This is a genomic window from Anaeromyxobacter sp. Fw109-5 (genome assembly GCF_000017505.1).
In the GTDB taxonomy this organism is placed as follows: Bacteria; Myxococcota; Myxococcia; order Myxococcales; family Anaeromyxobacteraceae; genus Anaeromyxobacter.
On sequence record NC_009675.1, the window covers coordinates 3,688,834 to 3,706,128 of the forward strand.

12 protein-coding genes and 1 pseudogene are annotated in these 17,295 nt (G+C 72.9%); 3 read left to right on the forward strand and 10 right to left on the reverse strand.

Going from position 1 to position 17,295, the window contains the following annotated elements:
• Positions 1 to 178 precede the first annotated feature (178 nt).
• The 6 genes from ANAE109_RS16195 to ANAE109_RS16220 form a co-directional block, all read right to left on the reverse strand.
• On the reverse strand, positions 179 to 760 hold the full coding sequence (locus tag ANAE109_RS16195; RefSeq protein WP_012097964.1) for a 50S ribosomal protein L11 methyltransferase: 582 nt from the start codon (positions 758 to 760) through the stop codon (positions 179 to 181).
• A gap of 39 nt (positions 761 to 799) precedes the next feature.
• Positions 800 to 1,747, reverse strand: a complete 948-nt coding sequence (locus ANAE109_RS16200; RefSeq protein ID WP_012097965.1) for a hypothetical protein — start codon at positions 1,745 to 1,747, stop codon at positions 800 to 802.
• Between the two features lie 149 nt (positions 1,748 to 1,896).
• Entirely contained in the window at positions 1,897 to 2,703 is an 807-nt protein-coding gene (locus tag ANAE109_RS16205) for an alpha/beta hydrolase (RefSeq protein ID WP_200860865.1), read from the reverse strand.
• A gap of 73 nt (positions 2,704 to 2,776) precedes the next feature.
• Complete coding sequence (locus ANAE109_RS16210) at positions 2,777 to 3,277, reverse strand: rubrerythrin family protein (protein ID WP_012097967.1); 501 nt, start codon at positions 3,275 to 3,277, stop codon at positions 2,777 to 2,779.
• A gap of 133 nt (positions 3,278 to 3,410) precedes the next feature.
• On the reverse strand, positions 3,411 to 5,489 hold the full coding sequence (locus ANAE109_RS16215; protein ID WP_012097968.1) for a M13 family metallopeptidase: 2,079 nt from the start codon (positions 5,487 to 5,489) through the stop codon (positions 3,411 to 3,413).
• Between the two features lie 195 nt (positions 5,490 to 5,684).
• Complete coding sequence (locus ANAE109_RS16220; protein ID WP_012097969.1) at positions 5,685 to 6,167, reverse strand: cupin domain-containing protein; 483 nt, start codon at positions 6,165 to 6,167, stop codon at positions 5,685 to 5,687.
• 673 nt (positions 6,168 to 6,840) lie between these two features.
• On the opposite strand from ANAE109_RS16220, the gene ANAE109_RS16225 reads away from it, so the two are divergent.
• The 3 genes from ANAE109_RS16225 (at position 6,841) to nadB (ending at position 11,841) form a co-directional block, all read left to right on the forward strand.
• A complete protein-coding gene (locus ANAE109_RS16225; protein WP_041448424.1) occupies positions 6,841 to 7,212 on the forward strand; it encodes a VOC family protein in 372 nt (123 codons plus the stop codon).
• A gap of 156 nt (positions 7,213 to 7,368) precedes the next feature.
• Positions 7,369 to 10,209 carry a cation-translocating P-type ATPase gene (locus ANAE109_RS16230; RefSeq protein WP_041448425.1) on the forward strand — a complete coding sequence of 947 codons (2,841 nt, stop codon included), beginning with the start codon at positions 7,369 to 7,371 and terminating at the stop codon, positions 10,207 to 10,209.
• A gap of 27 nt (positions 10,210 to 10,236) precedes the next feature.
• Positions 10,237 to 11,841, forward strand: a complete 1,605-nt coding sequence (nadB, locus tag ANAE109_RS16235; RefSeq protein ID WP_012097972.1) for an L-aspartate oxidase — start codon at positions 10,237 to 10,239, stop codon at positions 11,839 to 11,841.
• A 31-nt stretch (positions 11,842 to 11,872) separates the two neighbouring features.
• On the opposite strand, the gene ANAE109_RS16240 is transcribed toward nadB, so the two are convergent.
• From ANAE109_RS16240 to ANAE109_RS16250, 4 genes and pseudogenes are all read right to left on the reverse strand, one after another.
• The gene (locus ANAE109_RS16240) at positions 11,873 to 12,814 is read right to left on the reverse strand and encodes a hypothetical protein (protein ID WP_041448426.1); all 942 of its coding nucleotides are present in this window, start codon (positions 12,812 to 12,814) and stop codon (positions 11,873 to 11,875) included.
• Positions 12,815 to 12,858: 44 nt separating this feature from the next.
• Positions 12,859 to 13,305, reverse strand: a pseudogene (locus tag ANAE109_RS26165) (tetratricopeptide repeat protein); the annotation flags it as partial.
• 178 nt (positions 13,306 to 13,483) lie between these two features.
• Positions 13,484 to 14,797: a PAS domain-containing sensor histidine kinase gene (locus ANAE109_RS23630; protein WP_012097974.1), complete on the reverse strand. Its 1,314-nt coding sequence runs from the start codon at positions 14,795 to 14,797 to the stop codon at positions 13,484 to 13,486.
• A gap of 82 nt (positions 14,798 to 14,879) precedes the next feature.
• Positions 14,880 to 17,285, reverse strand: a complete 2,406-nt coding sequence (locus ANAE109_RS16250; protein ID WP_012097975.1) for a catalase — start codon at positions 17,283 to 17,285, stop codon at positions 14,880 to 14,882.
• Positions 17,286 to 17,295 lie beyond the last annotated feature (10 nt).

The window sequence follows — 17,295 nt, forward strand, 5'->3', positions numbered from 1 at the left end:
CCCTGGGAGAGAGCGCGCAGGACAGCACGTACCGTCGGAGGAGTCGATGACCGCGCGCAAGATCGCGCACGCGAGGCGCGAGCCGCGGCGCCTCGCGCGACGGCGCGTGCCTCGGCGACTTCGAAGGCGACGGCGCCGACTGCCACGACACCGCGGTCGCGTCCGGGGGCGCGACGGGTCAGCGGCGCACGAGCAGCACCGTGCAGAACTCGCCTGGAGAGCGGCGGGCCACGACGCGGCAGCCGAGCCGCGCATAGGCGCGCTCGAGCTCGTCGGCCCAGCCGCGCAGGAGGCCGGACAGGAGGAGCCGGCCGCCCGGACGCGCGAGCGGGGCGATCCGCGCCGCCTCGTCGAGGAGGAGCTCGCCGCCGATGTTCGCGACGACGAGGTCGAAGCGCTCCCCCGCGAGGTCGCCGGCGCTTGCGCAGCGGTGCTCCAGCCGCTCGGCGGCGCCGTTCGCGGCGCCGTTGCGGCGCGCGCTCGCCACCGCGTCGGGGTTCACGTCCACGCACACGGCGCCGGCGGCGCCGAGGCGAAGGGCCGCGATCCCGAGGATGCCGCTCCCGCTCCCGAGGTCCAGCACCCGCAGCCCGGTGAGGGGCGCGACCGCGGCCAGCTCCTCCAGGCAGCTCACGGTGGTCGGATGCGTGCCGCCCCCGAACGCGCTCGTCTCGAGGACGAGATCCATGGGACCGCCCGCGCCCGCCGCCTGCGCGGGCGGAAAGATCCGGAAGGGATGACGGGCGGCGGTGCTCGACATCTCGCTCGGAGCTCTCCCTCGCGGCGCGGACTCCCTCTCCTACCGGAGCTCGCCCGACGACGCGGAGAGCTTGTTCATCAGCGGCTGCATGTCGGCGAGCGGAACACCGGAGCGGTTCATGTTCGAGGTGATGAACTGACCCATCGCCGTGGCGAGCTCGGTCGTGCCGGTCGCGCTCGGCATCGTCATCGTGCCGCCCATCATGCCGCCCATCCCGCCCATCGAGACCTGCGTCGAGCCCATCATGCCGTTCATCGTGCCGTCGGAGGCGTCCTGCATCATCGCGGTCACCATGCCCGAGGACGAGCCCGTCATGCCGAGCATCATCGCGTACTGCGACATCGCCGCGAGCGTCATGCCGTAGTTCTTCGTCTCCTGCGTCGCGTCGGCGCCCGACCCCGAGACGAGCGGGTCCATGGGGATCGTGTGCAAGATGTCGCCGCACGAGAAGTAGCTGCCCACGCTCGAGTTGGCAGAGTCGACGTTCGCCTCCGTCATGCCTCCGGGCATCCCCTGGGCCATCACCTGCGCCATCGACGTGAGCGGCGTCACCTGGACCATCGTCGAAGATCCCGCGGCGAAGCTGGGGACGGCGCACGTCATCACGTCGGCGGCGCCCATGGGCATCGTCGCGTTCGTCGCCTCGTCGGTGTAGGTGCCGCTCCGGAGCTTGACGAGCAGCGGACCCGAGTAGCTCCCGACCCGCATCGTGAAGCGACCCTGCGAGTCGGTATGGCCGGTCGCGAGCAGGGCCCCCTTCGCGCCGTTCGTCACCGCGAAGGCCGTGACCGTCCCGCTCGCCACCGGACCCTTCCTCGCGGTCCCGGCGAGCGTGCCGTCCGTCGTCGGCGTCCCGCCGCCCTCCCCTCCTCCGTCGCCGCTCGAATCGCCTCCTCCGCAGGCGGCGAGCAGCAGGCCCGCGGCGACGAGAGCAGTCGCCGCGAGCCTGGGCGTCCTGGGCCGCGGATCGAATGCGAACCGTTTCATCGCGTGCCTCCGCGCTGGTGCTTACCGCGCGGATGACGCGCCGGCCACGACCTCGCGAGTCGGGTCTCGCCCCCCCCCCCGGCGTCTGCGGCGCGCGGGCACCGCTCCACCGCTCGCACGCCTTCCCCCGCCTCACCCCGCGGAGCAGCTCAGGGAGATCGTCGCTCCGGCCGCCTGACCCCTTCGAGGAACGCGCTCACCGCCCTCCGGTACTCGGCCCCGTTCACCGCGAGGATGGAGTTGTGGTCCCCGCGCTCGAACACCTGCAGCGTGACTTGACCGCCCGCCGCGGCGGCGAGCCGCTCGCCGTGGGACACGTCGATGAGGCCGTCCCGGCGCGTGTGGAGGATCAGCACGGGCCCGCGGTACCGGCGCAGCTTGGCCCGCTGATCGAGCCGTCCGCTCACCTCCGCCACGAACGCCTCGGGCGAGACGCCCAGCTCGGCCGGGGCGACGCGGATCGAGAGCCGCTCGCTCACGTCCGCGATCCCGCTCTCGACGACCAGCCCCGCGGCCTGCGGGAAGCGGGACACCGCGTGCACCGCGAACAGCGAGCCCACCGACCGGCCGAAGAACACGATGCGGTCGGGCGCCACGCCGCTCGCCTCGACGATGCGCTCGACGTCGTCGAGCATCCTCCCGAGCTGCGGGGCGCCCGTGGACGCACCGTAGCCGCGGTACTCCGCGAGCAGCACGTTCCACCCGAGCGAGCCGAGCCACCGCGCGAAGTCCTCCCAGTCGCCGGCCACCTCCCCGTTGCCGTGGAAGTGGACGAGCGTCGGCGCGTCGGGTGCGACCTTCCGGAAGGCGCACGCGAGGGTCGCGCCGTCCACCGCCACCAGCATGGGCGAGGCGAGCCGCTCGCGGCGCGGGAAGAAGTAGCGCTCCGAGATCAGCGGATGGTCGAGGAGGGAAGCCGTCATCGCGAACGCACCGAGCAGCGTGGCCGCCGTCACGGCCTCCCTCGCTCTCGAGCGGGGCGGATCATGAGGGAGGTGTAGCGCCCCCCGCCGGCGCCCGCCGCCCCGGCTAGGAAACCTTCTGGTACTTCGCCGCCGGCGCGCCGCAGATCGGGCACTTGTCCGGCGGAGCGCCGAATTCGAGATCGCCGCAGACGGGACACAGGTAGACGTCCATCTGCGAGAGGTCCGCTCCGGCGCGGAGCGCGTCGAGCGCCTGCTTGAAGAGGCCCGCGTGTACCTGCTCGGCGCGGTTCGCGTAGTCCAGCATGACTCTCGCCTTGTGCCCCTCGGCCCTGGCCTGCTCCACCATCGGCGGGTACATCTGCGTGAACTCGTAGGTCTCGCCCGCGACGGCCTCCTCGAGGTTCTCGAGCGTGGTCTTCACGCCGCCCTTGTTCTGCAGGTGCGCGAGCGCGTGGAGCGTCTCGGCCTCGGCCGCCGCCCGGAAGAGCTTGGCGATCTGCGCGTAGCCCTCACGCTCCGCCTGGCGGGCGAAGGCGAGGTATTTCCGGTTCGCCTGGCTCTCGCCGGCGAACGCGGTGGCGAGGTTCTCGGTGGTGGTCGGCAAGGTGAGCCTCCAGCTGCGGCGGGTGAGCCGACCTTGTAGCCTCGCGACGGCGGCACGATCAAGCTCGACCCCGGCCCGGCGGCGACGCCTCCCCCACTTGCGCCGCCCAGCGCGTGAGCACACGCGGCGGCGCTCACCACACCCGTACGCGCTCGCCGGGCGCGAGGTAGAGGGCGTCCCCGGGCTGGACGTCGAAGGCGGCGTACCAGGGGTCGAGGTTCCGCACGGTCAGGGCGCGATAGCGGCCTGGGGCGTGTCCGTCGGTGAGGAGCTGCCGTCGCAGGGCGGCTTCACGCGGCTTCGTCTGCCAGGTCTGGGCGTAGGCGACGAAGAACTGCTGCTCGCCGTCGAGGCCGCCGACCCGGGGAGGTGTCTCCCCGCCGAGTGAGGCGCGCCACGCGTCGTGAGCGGCCGCCAGCCCGGCGAGGTCGGCGATGTTCTCACCCAGCGTGAGCTTCCCGTCGACCGCGGCATCCGGGAACGGCCGGTACGCGTCGTACTGGGCGGCGAGCTGCCGGCCCTCCGCCTGGAAACGCGCGAGATCGGCCGGCGACCACCAGCTCTCGAGCTCGCCGCGCGCGTCGAAGAGCGCGCCCTGGTCGTCGAAGCTGTGGCTGAGCTCGTGGCCGATGACGGAGCCGATGGACGCGTACTTCACCGCCGCCGTCGCCTGGCGATCGTAGAAGGGCGGCTCCAGGAACCCCGCCGGGAAGTTGAGCGCGTTGCGAACCGGGAGGTTCACCGCGTTCACGGTGTGCGGGAGCATGCACCACTCGCCGCGGTCGGGTGCCTTGCCGAGCTTGGCGAGCTGGCGGCGGTACTCGAAGAGCTCCGCGCGCTCCACGTTGCCGAGGAGGTCTCCCTTCACGATCTCGAGGCCGCCGTGATCGGTCCACCGGTCGGGGTAGCCGATGCCGACCTCGATCACCGCCAGCTTCTCCTTGGCGCGCGCCTTGGTGGTGGCCGTCATCCAGTCGAGCGCGTCGATGCGCCGGGCGAACGCCGCGCGGATGTTCCGCTCCATCGCCTGGATCTCGGCCTTCGCCTCGGGCGGGAAGTGCTTCTGGACGTAGAGGCGCCCGACGGCCTCGCCCAGCGCGAGGTCGACGACGCCGAGCCCGCGCTTCCAGCGGGCGCGCTGCTGCGGCGTGCCGGTGAGCGCCGTGCCGTGGAACGCGAACGACTCGGCGGCGAAGGCCTTCGACAGGAACGGCGCCGCGCGCTCGAGGGCGCGGGCCGCGAGATAGTCCTTCCAGGTGGCGAGCGGCGCGCTCTTCACGAGCGCCGCGAGCCCGGAGACGGCGGTGGGCTGCCAGACGATGAACCGGGGCTGCCCCTCGAGCCCCGCGGCGCCCAGGAACGCGCCCCAGTCCATTCCCGGCGCTTGCCGCTCGAGCTCCGCCCGCGTCCACGGGTGGTTCCCCTTCTGCACGTCGCCCGCGTCCTGCCGCGACCCGTGGGCCTTCGCGAGCTCGGTCTCGAACGCCAGCACGCGCTGCGCGCGCGCCGCGGCGTCCGGGAACCCGGCGAGCCCGAACATCTCCTCGAGGTGCGCGAGGTACTTCGCCCGGAGCGCGGCCTGCCGCGGCGAGCGGTCGAGGTAGTAGTCGCGGTCCGGCAGCCCGAGGCCGCCCTGCACGAGGTAGACGGTGTTGCGCGACGGCTCGTTCAGGTCCTGCTCGATCCAGACGCCCAGCGGACGCGGGGTCGTCAGGTCCGTGCAGTTGAAGATGTCCACGTCCGCGCGCACGGTCGCGCCGAGCTCCGCGGCCAGCGCCCGGGCGTCGGCGAGCGCCGCGATGCGGGCGAGCGCAGGGCGGAGCGGGTCCAGCCCCCTCGCCTCGATGCCGGCCTCGTCCATGAAGCTCGCGTAGAGGTCGCCGATCTTGCGCGCGTCGGAGCCGGCCGGCGCGTCGCCGCGCGCGGCCTCTTCCACGATCGCGCGGGTGCGCGCCTCCACCGTCTCGAAGACGCGCAGGGACGCGCCCGTGCTCGCCCGGTCCGGCGGGATCTCCGCCGTCCGCGTGAAGGTGCCGTTGGCGTAGGCGTAGAAGTCCATGCCCGGCTTCACGGCGGGGTCCATCGCGGCGAGGTCGACGCCGCGGGCGGAGGCGGGCTGCGCCGGCGGGACGGCCTCGGCGGGGACCGGCTTCTTGCCGGCGCAGGCGGCGAGCGCGGCGAGGGAGAGGACCAGGGCGGCGCGCAGGATCACGGGTGGCCTCGGGGATGCGCAGGGTCGATGGCCCGGCGGGTGCCCGCCGGGCGCGGGAGCGGATTCTGTCACCGCCCCGGCGCGAAAGCTGCGAATTCCGACGGGTCGCGTGTCACTCCGGAACCGCTCCGCCCTTCCTTCGTCGGCGTCACCCCGAGTGATGCGTCACCGAGGCCGACCGGCCAGGCCGATCGTTCAGGCACTTCGGCCGGAAGGGTGGACGGGATCGACCCACCTGACTTCCTCCGGCGGCTCGACGGCGGGGAGCTCGAGGTTCACGACGACGGGCGTCTGATCGCTCCGCACGACCACGCAGCTCAGCGGCTCGTCCGCGCTGGCGTTGATCTCCTGGTGGGGCACGAAGGGCGGCACGTAGATGAAGTCGCCGGGGCCTGCGTCGGCGACGAACTCCAGCCGGTCGCCCCACCGCATGCGGGCGTGCCCGCTCACGACGTAGATGACGCTCTCCAGCGCCCCGTGATGGTGGGCCCCCGTCCTCGCGTTCGGATGGATGACGGCCGTACCGGCCCAGAGCTTCTGCGCCCCGGCGCGGGCATGGTCGATCGCCGAGGCGCGGGTCATGCCGGCGGTCTGCGGGGTGTTCAGGTCGAGCTCGCCGGCGTGGACGATGCGCACCCCATGTTCGCGCCAGCTGGACGTGGCGGGTTCGGGCGTCATGATGGGTCCCTCCCGCGCTTGTCTTTGCCGCCGGAGCGCGCGGCCGCAACCGGCTGCACGCGCCTGGCGAGCCCACGGCGCCTACGGCCGCCGGGCCCCCCCGAACACGCTGGCGATCTCCTCGGGGCGAGGTCCACGCCAGAGAGGGTCACGGCGCAAGTCCCCCGGGCGTGGGCAGCCCGAGGACGTGCTCGCGCCGGGCAGTGCTGGCGTCCAGGCCAACCTGCCGGAGCGCGTCCTTGAGGTTCCACCAGGCTCGAACCAGCCGGCGCCAGCGCGCGGGAGTGCAGTCGCGGCGGGCGGCCGAGAGGGCGTGATGGTACGTCGTGCGAGCGAGCGTCACTCGCGCTTGCGAGGTCACCGAGCCTCCTTCCGGATGTGTGGGACGGGACGAGGTGTGCAGGTCCAAGACAATCTCGACGTTGGGTCCGCGAGGCGCAACGCCAGCGCGCCGCGCGGCTCCCGTGGTTCGGGAGGGGACCCGGGACCGGTCGGTCGTCCGGACGGGCTGGGGATCGAGCGTGAGGCGGCGAGTCGGCTCTCAGGCCCAGGGGCCCGACCGTCGACGCGCGCTTCGCTCCTTCGGGGAGATCGCACGCGGCCACGCCCGTATCACCACGGAGCGCCGATGAGCTCGAGCATCCTCAACGGTCCAACCCTGAAAGGAGGGGTCATGTTCAGGGACTCGAAGGCGTTCAGCAGTTTCGCCGTACCCGACGTGGAGAAGGCTCGTGCGTTCTACGGCGACACGCTCGGGCTGAAGACGTCCATGGAGAACGGGCTCCTGACGCTGCACCTCGCGGGTGACCGGCCCACGCTGGTCTACCCCAAGCCGGATCACGCGCCGGCGACCTACACGATCCTGAACTTCCCGGTGGATGACATCGACGAGGCCGTCGACGCGCTGTCCGCGCGGGGGATCCGGCTCGAGCGCTACGAGGGATTCGATCAGGACGAGAAGGGCATCTCCCGCCGCGAGGGTCCCTACATCGCGTGGTTCAAGGACCCCGCCGGCAACGTCCTGTCCGTGCTCCAGGAGAAGTGACGCGCGACCCGCGGCGACGTGTCGCTCATGGGCCGGGGCTCGGGACGTCGTCGGGCGGCTGCCCTTCCGTGCTCTACACGCGTCCCCCGGCAGGGCGTACGCTCATCGGCGCCCGCATCACCTCGGCAGCCTCTGGCCGACGGTCGCGAGCGACGCATGGCCGCGAACTCGGATGCCCTCGCCGCGCGGGAGGAGCCGCTCCCGCCCTACCGGCGCCTCGCGGCGGAGGTGATCGCCTCGCTCGGCAGCGACGCCCGCCGCGGCCTCTCCTCCGCCGAGGCCGGGGCCCGGCTCGGGCGCCACGGCCGCAACGAGCTGCCCGCGCCGCCGCCGGTCCCGGCCTGGCGCCGCTTCCTCGCGCAGTTCAGGGACGTCCTGACGGTCCTCCTCCTCGTCGCGACCGCGATCTCGCTCGTCGCCTGGTGGATCGAGCGCGAGTCGTCCATCCCCTACGAGGCGCTCACCATCCTCGCGATCGTGATCGTGAACGGCGTGCTCGGGTTCGTCCAGGAGGGCCGGGCCGAGCAGGCGGTCGCGGCCCTCCGGGCCATGTCCGCCCCGAACGCACGCGTGCTCAGGGACGGGGAGCAGCGCGTGGTGCCGACGGCGGAGCTCGTGCCGGGCGACGTCCTCCTGCTCGAGGAGGGTGACACTCTCCCCGCCGACGCGAGGGTGCTGCAGGCCATCGCGCTGCGCGTCGCCGAGGCGTCCCTGACCGGCGAGAGCACGCCCGTGTCCAAGGACGAGGGTCTCCTCGACCAGGAGGTCGCGATCGCCGACCGGCGCAACATGGTCTTCAGCGGGACCGCGATCGCCTCGGGCCGCGGCCGCGCGCTCGTCACGGCCACCGGCCCGGCGACCGAGATCGGGAGGATCGCCGGCTCGCTCGTGGCGACGAAGGACGTCGAGTCCCCGCTGCAGAAGGAGCTCGACCGGACCGGCAGGCTCCTCGGGCTCGCCGTGATCGGGATCGCCATCGTCGTCAGCGTGACCATCCTCCTCACGGAGGAGCTGCGGTCGCTGACCGACGCCGTGGACGTGCTCCTGCTCGCGGTGTCGCTGGCGGTCGCGGCGGTGCCGGAGGGTCTCACCGCGATCACCACGGTCGTGCTGTCGCTCGGGACGCAGCGCATGGCGCGGCGGAACGTCATCGTCCGCAAGCTCGCCGCGGTCGAGACCCTCGGCTCGACCACGACCATCTGCTCGGACAAGACCGGGACGCTGACCCGCAACGAGATGACGGTCCGCACCGTCGTCACGGCGAGCGGCGCGGCCGACCTGACCGGCACCGGCTACGAGCCGGCGGGCGAGCTGCGGCAGGACGGCGCGCCGGTCTCCGACCCTTCGCTGCTGGAGGAGATCGAGTGGCTCCTCGCCGCCGGCGACCTCGCGAGCAACGCGGAGCTCGCGCAGCGGGACGGCCGCTGGACGATCCAGGGCGACCCGACGGAGGGCGCGCTGCTCGTGGCGGCCCGCAAGGTCGGTGGGAAGGCCGCGCAGCACCGCCAACGGTTCACGCGCGTCGGCGAGGTGCCCTTCTCCGCGGAGCGGAAGCGCATGAGCACTGCGCACGTGGACGCCGAGGACGAGCAGCGCGTGCTCGTGGTCTCGAAGGGCGCGCCCGACATCCTCCTCGCGCGCTGCTCGGCCGAGCGGGTGGGCGGCGGCACGCGTCCGCTCGGGCGGGAGCGCCGCGAGCAGATCGCGCGGACCGTGGAGGGGCTGGGCTCCGCCGCGCTGCGGACGCTGGGGGTCGCCTATCGCACCCTCGGGCGCGAAGCCGTGACCGGCGAGCTCTCCGACGAGGTGGAGCAGGCGCTCGTGTGGCTCGGCGTGGTCGGGATGATCGACCCTCCCCGGCCCGAGGCCCGCGCCTCGGTGGACGAGGCGCGGCGGGCGGGCGTCCGGCCCATCCTGATCACCGGGGATCACCCGGCGACGGCCGCGGCGATCGCGGCCGAGCTCGGGATCTCGGAGAAGGGCGCCCGCTCGATCGGCGGAGCGCAGCTCGAAGACATGGACGACGCCGAGCTACGCGAGGCCGTCCGCGAGGTCTCGGTCTTCGCCCGGGTCGCGCCGGATCACAAGCTGCGCATCATCCACGCGCTCCACGCGAACGGCGAGATCGCCGCGATGACCGGGGACGGCGTGAACGACGCCCCGGCGCTCAAGGCCGCCGACATCGGGGTGGCGATGGGCATCACCGGCACGGACGTGGCGAAGGGCGCGTCCGACATGATCCTCACCGACGACAACTTCGCGTCGATCGTCTCGGCGATCGAGGAGGGGCGCTCGATCTTCGCCAACATCCAGCGCTTCCTCCGCTACCTGCTCTCGTCGAACGTCGGCGAGGTGCTGGTGATGTTCCTCGGGGTCGTGCTGGCCGGGACGATCGGCCTCACGCCGGAGGAGGGGTCGGTGCTCGTCGTCCCGCTCCTCGCCACCCAGATCCTGTGGATCAACCTCCTCACCGACTCGGGCCCGGCGCTCGCGCTGGGCGTCGAGCCGCCGGACCACGACGTCATGCTGCGGCCGCCGCGCGATCCCCGCAGCGGCGTGATCACCGGCCGGATGTGGGCGGACATCGCGCTCGTCGGCCTGGTGATGGCCGCCGGCACGCTCGGGGTGATGGACTGGGCGCTCCCCGGCGGGCTCGTGACCGGCGGCGAAGGGCGGAGCCTGCGCGACGCGCACACGCTCGCGTTCACGACGCTCGTGCTCTACCAGCTCTTCAACGCCCTCAACGCGCGGTCCGAAGACCGCAGCGCCTTCCACCGGCTCCTCGCGAACCGCTGGCTGTGGTTCGCGATCCTGCTCTCGGTCGCGCTGCAGGTCGCGGTGGTCTACGCGCCGTTCCTGCAGCGCGCGTTCCGCACCTCCCCCCTGTCGCCCGGCGACTGGCTCCTCTGCGCCGCCGTCGCGAGCACGGTCCTCTGGGCGATGGAGCTGAGGAAGCTCGCGACGCGGGGGCGCCGGACGTCGGCCGCACGCGCGTGATCGAGCGGTGTGCTACATCGGACCTCCATGGCACCCCTCATGGAACGCGAGCGCGTCGACTTCCTCGTGCTCGGCGGCGGCGTCGCCGGCCTGACCTTCGCGCTGCAGGCCGTGAAGCACGGCTCGGTCCTCGTCCTCACGAAGCGCCAGCGCTGGGAGGGCTCCACGCAGTACGCCCAGGGCGGCGTCGCCTCCGTGCTCGGCCCCGACGACGACTTCGACCTCCACATCCAGGACACGCTCGTGGCGGGCGCGGGGCTCTGCAAGCGCGACGCGGTGGAGGTCACCGTCCGCGAGGGACCCGACCGGATCCGCTGGCTCCTCTCGCTGGGGCTCGACCTCGACCGCGAGGGCGACCGGCTCCACCTCACGCGCGAGGGCGGGCACTCGCGCCGGCGCATCGCCCACGCGAAGGACGCCACCGGCCGCGAGGTGGAGCGCGCGCTCCTCGCTGCCTGCGCGGCCGCCGGCATCCGCATCGTCGAGGACCAGATCGCCATCGACCTCGTCACGAGCGGCAAGCTCGGGCTGGGCGGGCCGAACCGGGCGCTCGGGGCCTACGTGCTCGACCGCGCCACCGGCGCCATCGCGACGGTCTCGGCGGCGGTGACGGTCCTCGCCACCGGCGGCGCGGGGAAGGTCTACCTCTACACGCCGAACCCCGACGTCGCGACCGGCGACGGCATCGCCATGGCCTACCGGGCGGGCGCGGCGGTCGCGAACATGGAGTTCTTCCAGTTCCACCCCACCTGCCTCTACCACCCGCAGGCGAAGAGCTACCTCATCAGCGAGGCCTGCCGAGGCGAGGGCGGCATCCTGCGCAACGGGGCGGGCGAGGCGTTCATGTCGCGCTACGACCCGCGGCGGGAGCTGGCGCCGCGGGACGTGGTGGCGCGCTCCATCGACGCCGAGATGAAGCGCCGCGGCGACGACTGCGCCTTCCTCGACATGACGCACCTGCCGAAGAGCTTCCTCATCGAGCACTTCCCGAACATCTACGCGACCTGCAGGGAGTTCGGGATCGACCTGGCGGTGCAGCCCATCCCGGTGGTCCCCGCGGCGCACTACCTGTGCGGCGGCGTGGTCACGGACCTGCTCGGCCGCACCACCATCCCGCACCTCTACGCCATCGGCGAGGTCTCCTGCACCGGGCTCCACGGCGCCAACCGGCTCGCCTCCAACTCGCTGCTGGAGGGGCTGGTGTTCGGCTGGCGCGCGGCCGCCGCCGCGGCGGAGGAGCTCGGCGCGACGAGCGGCGAGGCAGCTGCCGTCCCCGGCTGGAACCCCGGGGACGCCCTCGCGCCGGACGAGGGCGTGGTGGTGGCGCACAACTGGGACGAGGTGCGCCGCCTGATGTGGAACTACGTCGGCATCGTGCGGACCGAGAAGCGGCTCGCGCGCGCCCATGGCCGGCTCGAGATGCTGCGGGCCGAGATCCGGGATTACTACTGGCAGTACCACGTGACGCCGGACCTGGTGGAGCTGCGCAACCTCGCCGACGTGGCGATGCTCATCGTGGCGTGCGCCCGCCAGCGCAAGGAATCACGGGGACTGCACTACGTCCTCGACACCCCGAGGGCCGACGACCGGTGGCTGCGGGATACGGTGCTGACGCGCGGCGATCTCGAGTGACGTGAGGGCCGCGGCGTCGCCGCTCGTGCGCTCAGCGTGCCCCGGCGAGCCGCGCCCTGAGCGCGCGCGCCTCCCGGAGCTCCGGGAGATCCGGATCCGCGGATCTCCAGAGCCGGAGGAGCGCCTCCGCCTCCTGCAGCGCCTCGTGCCGCCGCCCGAGCCGCTCGAGCGATCGCGCGGTGAACAGGAGGCTTCGCGGGTACACGAAGGCGTACTGCGGGAACTGCAGCGTGGGAGCGCGGAGCTCCCGCATCGCGCGCACGGTCTCCTCGTCGCGCCCGAGCTCCGAGAGGACCTCGCCGAGGAAGGACGACGCGAGCCGCCTGCTCATCGTCATCGAGCTGCCCCGGGCCGCGGCCTCGAGCCGCGCCACCGCCCGGACCCGATCGTCCCGTCGCCATGCCACGAGACCCTCGTGGAGCTCGCGGTCCGGGCCGGGCGGGAGACCGCGCGCGAGCTCCGCGCTGCGAGCGAGGTCGCCCGCGTACGCGAGCGGGAACGCCGCCAGGGCGCTGCCCCACCCGCGGGCTTCGAGCCGGAGCCGATCGCGGCCGGCCCCCGTGCGCGCGAGGGCCTCCAGCGCGAGCCGGTGGTAGCCCACCGGGTTCGCGGCGCGCTCCGCTGCCGGAATCCCCTCGAGGAGGCGCAGCAGGTCGCGGCGCTTCCCCTGCATCGCACGCACCTGGATCACCAGCGCGTATCCGCCGAGCCGCCAGTACGGGGGCACGTCCCCGGCGAGGAGCCGCTGCCCCTCGGCTTCGGCCTCCTCGAGCCGATGGGCGAGGAGCAGCACCTGGGCGCCGTCCTTGATCGCCGCGGGGCCCCCGCCCGCCGTGGCCGCGCTCCGGAGTGCCCGGAGCGCCTCGTCCCACTCCCCCCTCGCCAGGTGCGCCCGGCCCAGTGCGCCGAAGGTGACCGGGCCCGGCGCCGCGTCGACCGCGCGCCGCGCCGACGCCAGAGCTCCTCCGGGCACCCGAGAGCCTCGAGGGCATCGAGCAGGTGGTTCAAGGGCGGGCCCCACCCCGGCCGCGCGTCGACTGCACGCTGGAAGAGCGGAACGGCACGGTCCACGTCTCCGGCGTGGAAGAGGTGGTCGGCCGCGAGGTAGAGCACGTCTGCGTCCTCGGGGTAGGCGTCGACGGCGTCGCGGTAGATGCGCCAGGCCGTCGCGTTCTCGCCACGCGCGTGCGCCACCCACCCCTCGACGAGGAGCCGCTCCTTCGCCGGGAGGCGAGCCCGGCCGCGAGCCAGCGCCTGCGCCGGAGCGCACCGCGGGTGCGCTCCCGCGAGGCCAGCACGCGGTCGGCCTCGAGCAGCCGCTCGAGGAGGACCTCGGCGTTCCGCGGGCGATCGTCCAGGGCGGAGATCCCCGGCGGTCCGGCGGTGCTCGCCACCGGCTTCTCGCCGGCCGGCTCGTCGCTCTCCCCGAGGCTGCGCGCCACCCGGACCCCCCTGCCGCCACATCTAGCGGCCCTGCGTCCACGGATCACCGCCGCCGGCGGCTGGGACGGGCGAAGGCTCGCCGCCGGTCGGGACGGGCCGTGCGAGCGTGGCCCCGCCCGCCATGCGCCGCGGGGGGAGAGCCTCCGTAGGCCAGCTTTACGGCCGCCGTTCCGCGCGCACCGGGAGGCCCCGCCCCCCTCTACGAGGTGGCGCGGTCCGCCTTGGGCAGGGCGACCCGGAACACGCACCCGCCACCGGGATTGTCCTCCACCCAGATCTTCCCGCGGTGCAGCTCCACGATGTGCTTCGCGATGGCGAGGCCGAGCCCGGTCCCCTTCACGCCTTCCCGCTCCAGCCGCTCGAAGCGCGTGAAGATCCGCTGCTTGTCCTCGTCCCGGATCCCTTCCCCGCAGTCGGTCACGGCGACGACCCAGTGCTCGCCGGCGTCCTCGACGCCCACCGTGACCGTGCCACCCGCGCGGCCGTACTTGAGCGCGTTGGAGACGAGGTTGGCGAAGACCTCGCTGACGAGCGGGTTCGCGCGGACGGGCAGCTCGCCGAGCGAGGAGAGCGAGCTGCGCAGCCCGTCCTCCTGGAGCGTCTCCTGGAAGTCCGCGATCACGTCCTGCAGCACCCGTCGAAGATCGAGCGTGTCGAGCTCGAGCTGCTCCAGGGTCGAGATCTTCGCGTACTTCGCGGCGTGCTCGATCAGGTCCGTCAGCCGCGCGCAGCTCCGGCTCATCTTCTCGAGCAGCCGCGTGGCGGCCGGGCTCGCCTCGTTCTTCGCGAGGAGGTCGATGCCCATCCGGAGCGTGGCGGCGGGGCTGAGCAGATCGTGCCGCAGGATGTCGGCGAACAGGTCCTTCAGGCGGGTCGCCTCCTCGAGCTGCGTCGCGTAGCTCCGCAGCTCCTGCTCCGTACGCTTTCGCTGGGTGAGGTCGCGGATGATCCCCACGGCGGCGGTCGGCCTCCCCCGGGCGCCGAGCACGAGCGAGGTCGTCAGCCAGATGGGGAAGGACCGCCCGTCCTTGTGCCTCACCTCGACCTCCCCGGCCCAGCGTCCCGTCTGCTGGAGCGCGGGGAGGATGACGCGGCTCGCGAACTCCGGGTCGACGTTCATCGAGCTGACGTGCTTCCCCAGGAGCTCGTCCGGGGAGAACCCGTAGATCTCCTGCACGGCACGGTTCGAGTAGGCCACGTGGCCGTCGAGGTCCGCGATCTGCACGCCGTCAGGGGCCTCGTCGATCACGGACGCGAACAGGTGCAACCGGGCTCGCTCGCGGCCCAGGAGGAACACGACGAAGATCAGCGCGGCCACGAGGATCCGCATCCACACGTCGGACGGCGACGGCTGGAGCAGCTCCCGCACGAAGCCGCGGTCCCCGAGGAGGAGGCCGTCGGTCGCGGCGTCCACGACCCAGAACCCGACCAGCGCTGCGAGGGCGACGAGCGCGATCTTCCCGGCCCGCTTGCGCGGACGGTCGGAGAGCAACGCCGCCGTGGACAGGGGCATTGTCGCCTACGTTAACCCGGGGACGCACTCGCCGCGCACCCCCGTCCGCGTCCGCCCGATCCCCGGGCTGTCGGGTCGCCAGCTACACGGGCGGTGGGTCCACCGCGCGATCCCAGTTGCGATGGCCCGCCAGTCCGGCCAGCAACGCCTTCGTACCGGCGCCGAGCTGGCCCGCCGGCACGACGATCAGCGCCGGATCCTCTCCCTCGAACGGCAGACCCGCCTTCGCGAGGAGCCGCTGGCCCGCGCCGATCGCGAGGAGGGTCTTGCAGTGGCGATACTGGTCCTTCACGAACTCGACCGCGTGGCCCAGGGCGGAGAGCGCCGCGGCGCAGGCCTCGCCGTCCGGTACCACCACCGCGTCGAACAGGCAGGAGGGCATCGTCTCGAGCGTCGCGTCGGGGTCGAGCGCGTCGCCGGTCGAGCTCTCCACCGGGCCGAGCCGGGCTGCCACGAGCCGCGGCACCGCGCCGGCCTCGGTCAGGGCGCGGTGCACGGCGAGCGCACCCTCGCCGTCGACGCCCGCGGCCACCAGGATGGCGATCTTCCTTCCTCCCACGTCACCCCGGCCAGGTCGCGCGGTGAGGGAGAGCGCCGGCGATCTCGTCACCTCGGGCTTCGCGGCCCTCACCAGCACCGGCAAGGGCTCCGGCACCTCGATGCCGAGGCCGTCCGCGACCGCTCGAGCGAGCTCGTCGCTCACGTTCGCGAGCTGCGCGACCACCCGCTGCCGCACCGCCGGCGTCTGCACCTTCGTGAGCTCGAACCGGAAGGCTCGCACGATGTGCGCCTGCTCCACCTCGGACTGGCTCTCCCAGAACAGCGTGGCCTGCGTGTAGTGGTCGGCGAACTTCTCGGGCTTGCCGCGCACCTTGTCCTCGGGCGTGGGGTCCGGAAACGAGGTGAAGCCCGCCGCCGCGCCCTGCTGGAACGGGCAGCCGCCGGCGAGCGAGTTGGGCTCGTAGGCCACGCGCCCGCGGTGAATCGCCTGCCGGTGCATCCCGTCGCGCTGGACGTTGTGCACCTGCGCCACCGGCGCGTTGATGGGGATCTCGTGGAAGTTCGGCCCCCCCAGGCGGGAGATCTGCGTGTCGGCGTAGGAGTGGATGCGGCCCGCGAGCAGGGGATCGTTCGAGAAGTCGATCCCCGGGACCACGTGCGCCGCGCAGAAGGCGACCTGCTCCGTCTCGGCGAAGAAGTTGTCGGGGTTGCGGTCGAGGACGAGCCGCCCCACCGTGCGCACCGGCACGAGCTCCTCCGGGACGATCTTCGTCGGGTCGAGGACGTCGAAGGAGAACCGTCCGGCCTCCTCCTCGGTGAAGAGCTGGACGCCCAGCTCCCACTCCGGGAACTGCCCCGCCTCGATGGACTCCCACAGGTCGCGCCGGTGGTAGTCGGGATCGGCGCCGTTGATCTTCACGCACTCGTCCCAGTCGAGCGAGTGGGTGCCGCGCACCGGGTTCCAGTGGAACTTCACGAAGCGCGCTTCGCCTCTCGCGTTGACGAAGCGGAAGGTGTGCACCCCGAAGCCCTGCATCATCGAGAAGCTGCGGGGCAGCGCGCGGTCGCTCATGAGCCAGAGGAGCATGTGCGTCGACTCGGGCATGAGCGACACGAAGTCCCAGAACGTGTCGTGCGCGCTCGCCGCCTGCGGCATGCCGTGGTGCGGCTCCGGCTTCACCGCGTGCACCAGGTCGGGGAACTTGATGGCGTCCTGGATGAAGAACACGGGCATGTTGTTGCCGACGAGGTCGTAGTTCCCCTCGTCGGTGTAGAACTTCACCGCGAAGCCGCGCACGTCGCGCGGGAGATCCGCCGAGCCGCGCTCGCCCGCGACGGTCGAGAACCGCACGAAGACCGGCGTGCGCTTGCCCTTCTCCGAGAGAAACGAGGCCCGGGTGACGCCGGTGAGGGCCTCGGTGCACTCGAAGAACCCGTGCGCGGCCGAACCCCGCGCGTGCACGATGCGCTCGGGGATCCGCTCGTGATCGAAGTGGGTGATCTTCTCGCGGAGGATGAAGTCCTCCAGGAGCGTGGGCCCGCGCAGCCCCGCCTTGAGCGAGTTCTGGTTGTCGGCGATGGGGACGCCGTGATTGGTGGTGAGCCCCTGGCCGCTGGAGTCCACCCTCACACGGTCGAGCGGCAGGTTGCCTGGATTCACTCCGAGCTGATCCTGCGGCTTGCCCCTTCCCACCTTGAGCGACGAGGCGGTCTCGCTGAGCGTGCTGCCGGTCGCCGTCGCGTCCGTCGGCGCCACCTGCGCGCCCCGCGGCGGGGTTCGCGCGAGGGCGCCGTGCTCGGCCTTCTTGGTCGCGTTGAACGGCATGCTCGCGGCGAGCTCGTCCGTGGCGGCGAGCTTCGCGGCGGCCCGATCGATCGCTCTCGCCGCGGACGTGCCTCTCCGCGCCCCGCCGACCGTGGAGCGGGCGGACGCCTTGGCGGGGGACTTCTTCGGACGCGGAGCGGGCTTCTTCGGCTTGGAAGGCATGCGCAGGTGC

Coding starts and splice junctions, on each gene's coding strand:
- ANAE109_RS16195 (WP_012097964.1), bottom strand. CDS start 760: ATGTCGAGCACCGCCGCCCGTCATCCCTTCCGGATCTTTCCGCCCGCG.
- ANAE109_RS16200 (WP_012097965.1), bottom strand. CDS start 1,747: ATGAAACGGTTCGCATTCGATCCGCGGCCCAGGACGCCCAGGCTCGCG.
- ANAE109_RS16220 (WP_012097969.1), bottom strand. CDS start 6,167: ATGACGCCCGAACCCGCCACGTCCAGCTGGCGCGAACATGGGGTGCGC.
- ANAE109_RS16225 (WP_041448424.1), top strand. CDS start 6,841: ATGTTCAGGGACTCGAAGGCGTTCAGCAGTTTCGCCGTACCCGACGTG.
- ANAE109_RS16230 (WP_041448425.1), top strand. CDS start 7,369: ATGGCCGCGAACTCGGATGCCCTCGCCGCGCGGGAGGAGCCGCTCCCG.
- nadB (WP_012097972.1), top strand. CDS start 10,237: ATGGCACCCCTCATGGAACGCGAGCGCGTCGACTTCCTCGTGCTCGGC.
- ANAE109_RS23630 (WP_012097974.1), bottom strand. CDS start 14,797: ATGCCCCTGTCCACGGCGGCGTTGCTCTCCGACCGTCCGCGCAAGCGG.
- ANAE109_RS16250 (WP_012097975.1), bottom strand. CDS start 17,285: ATGCCTTCCAAGCCGAAGAAGCCCGCTCCGCGTCCGAAGAAGTCCCCC.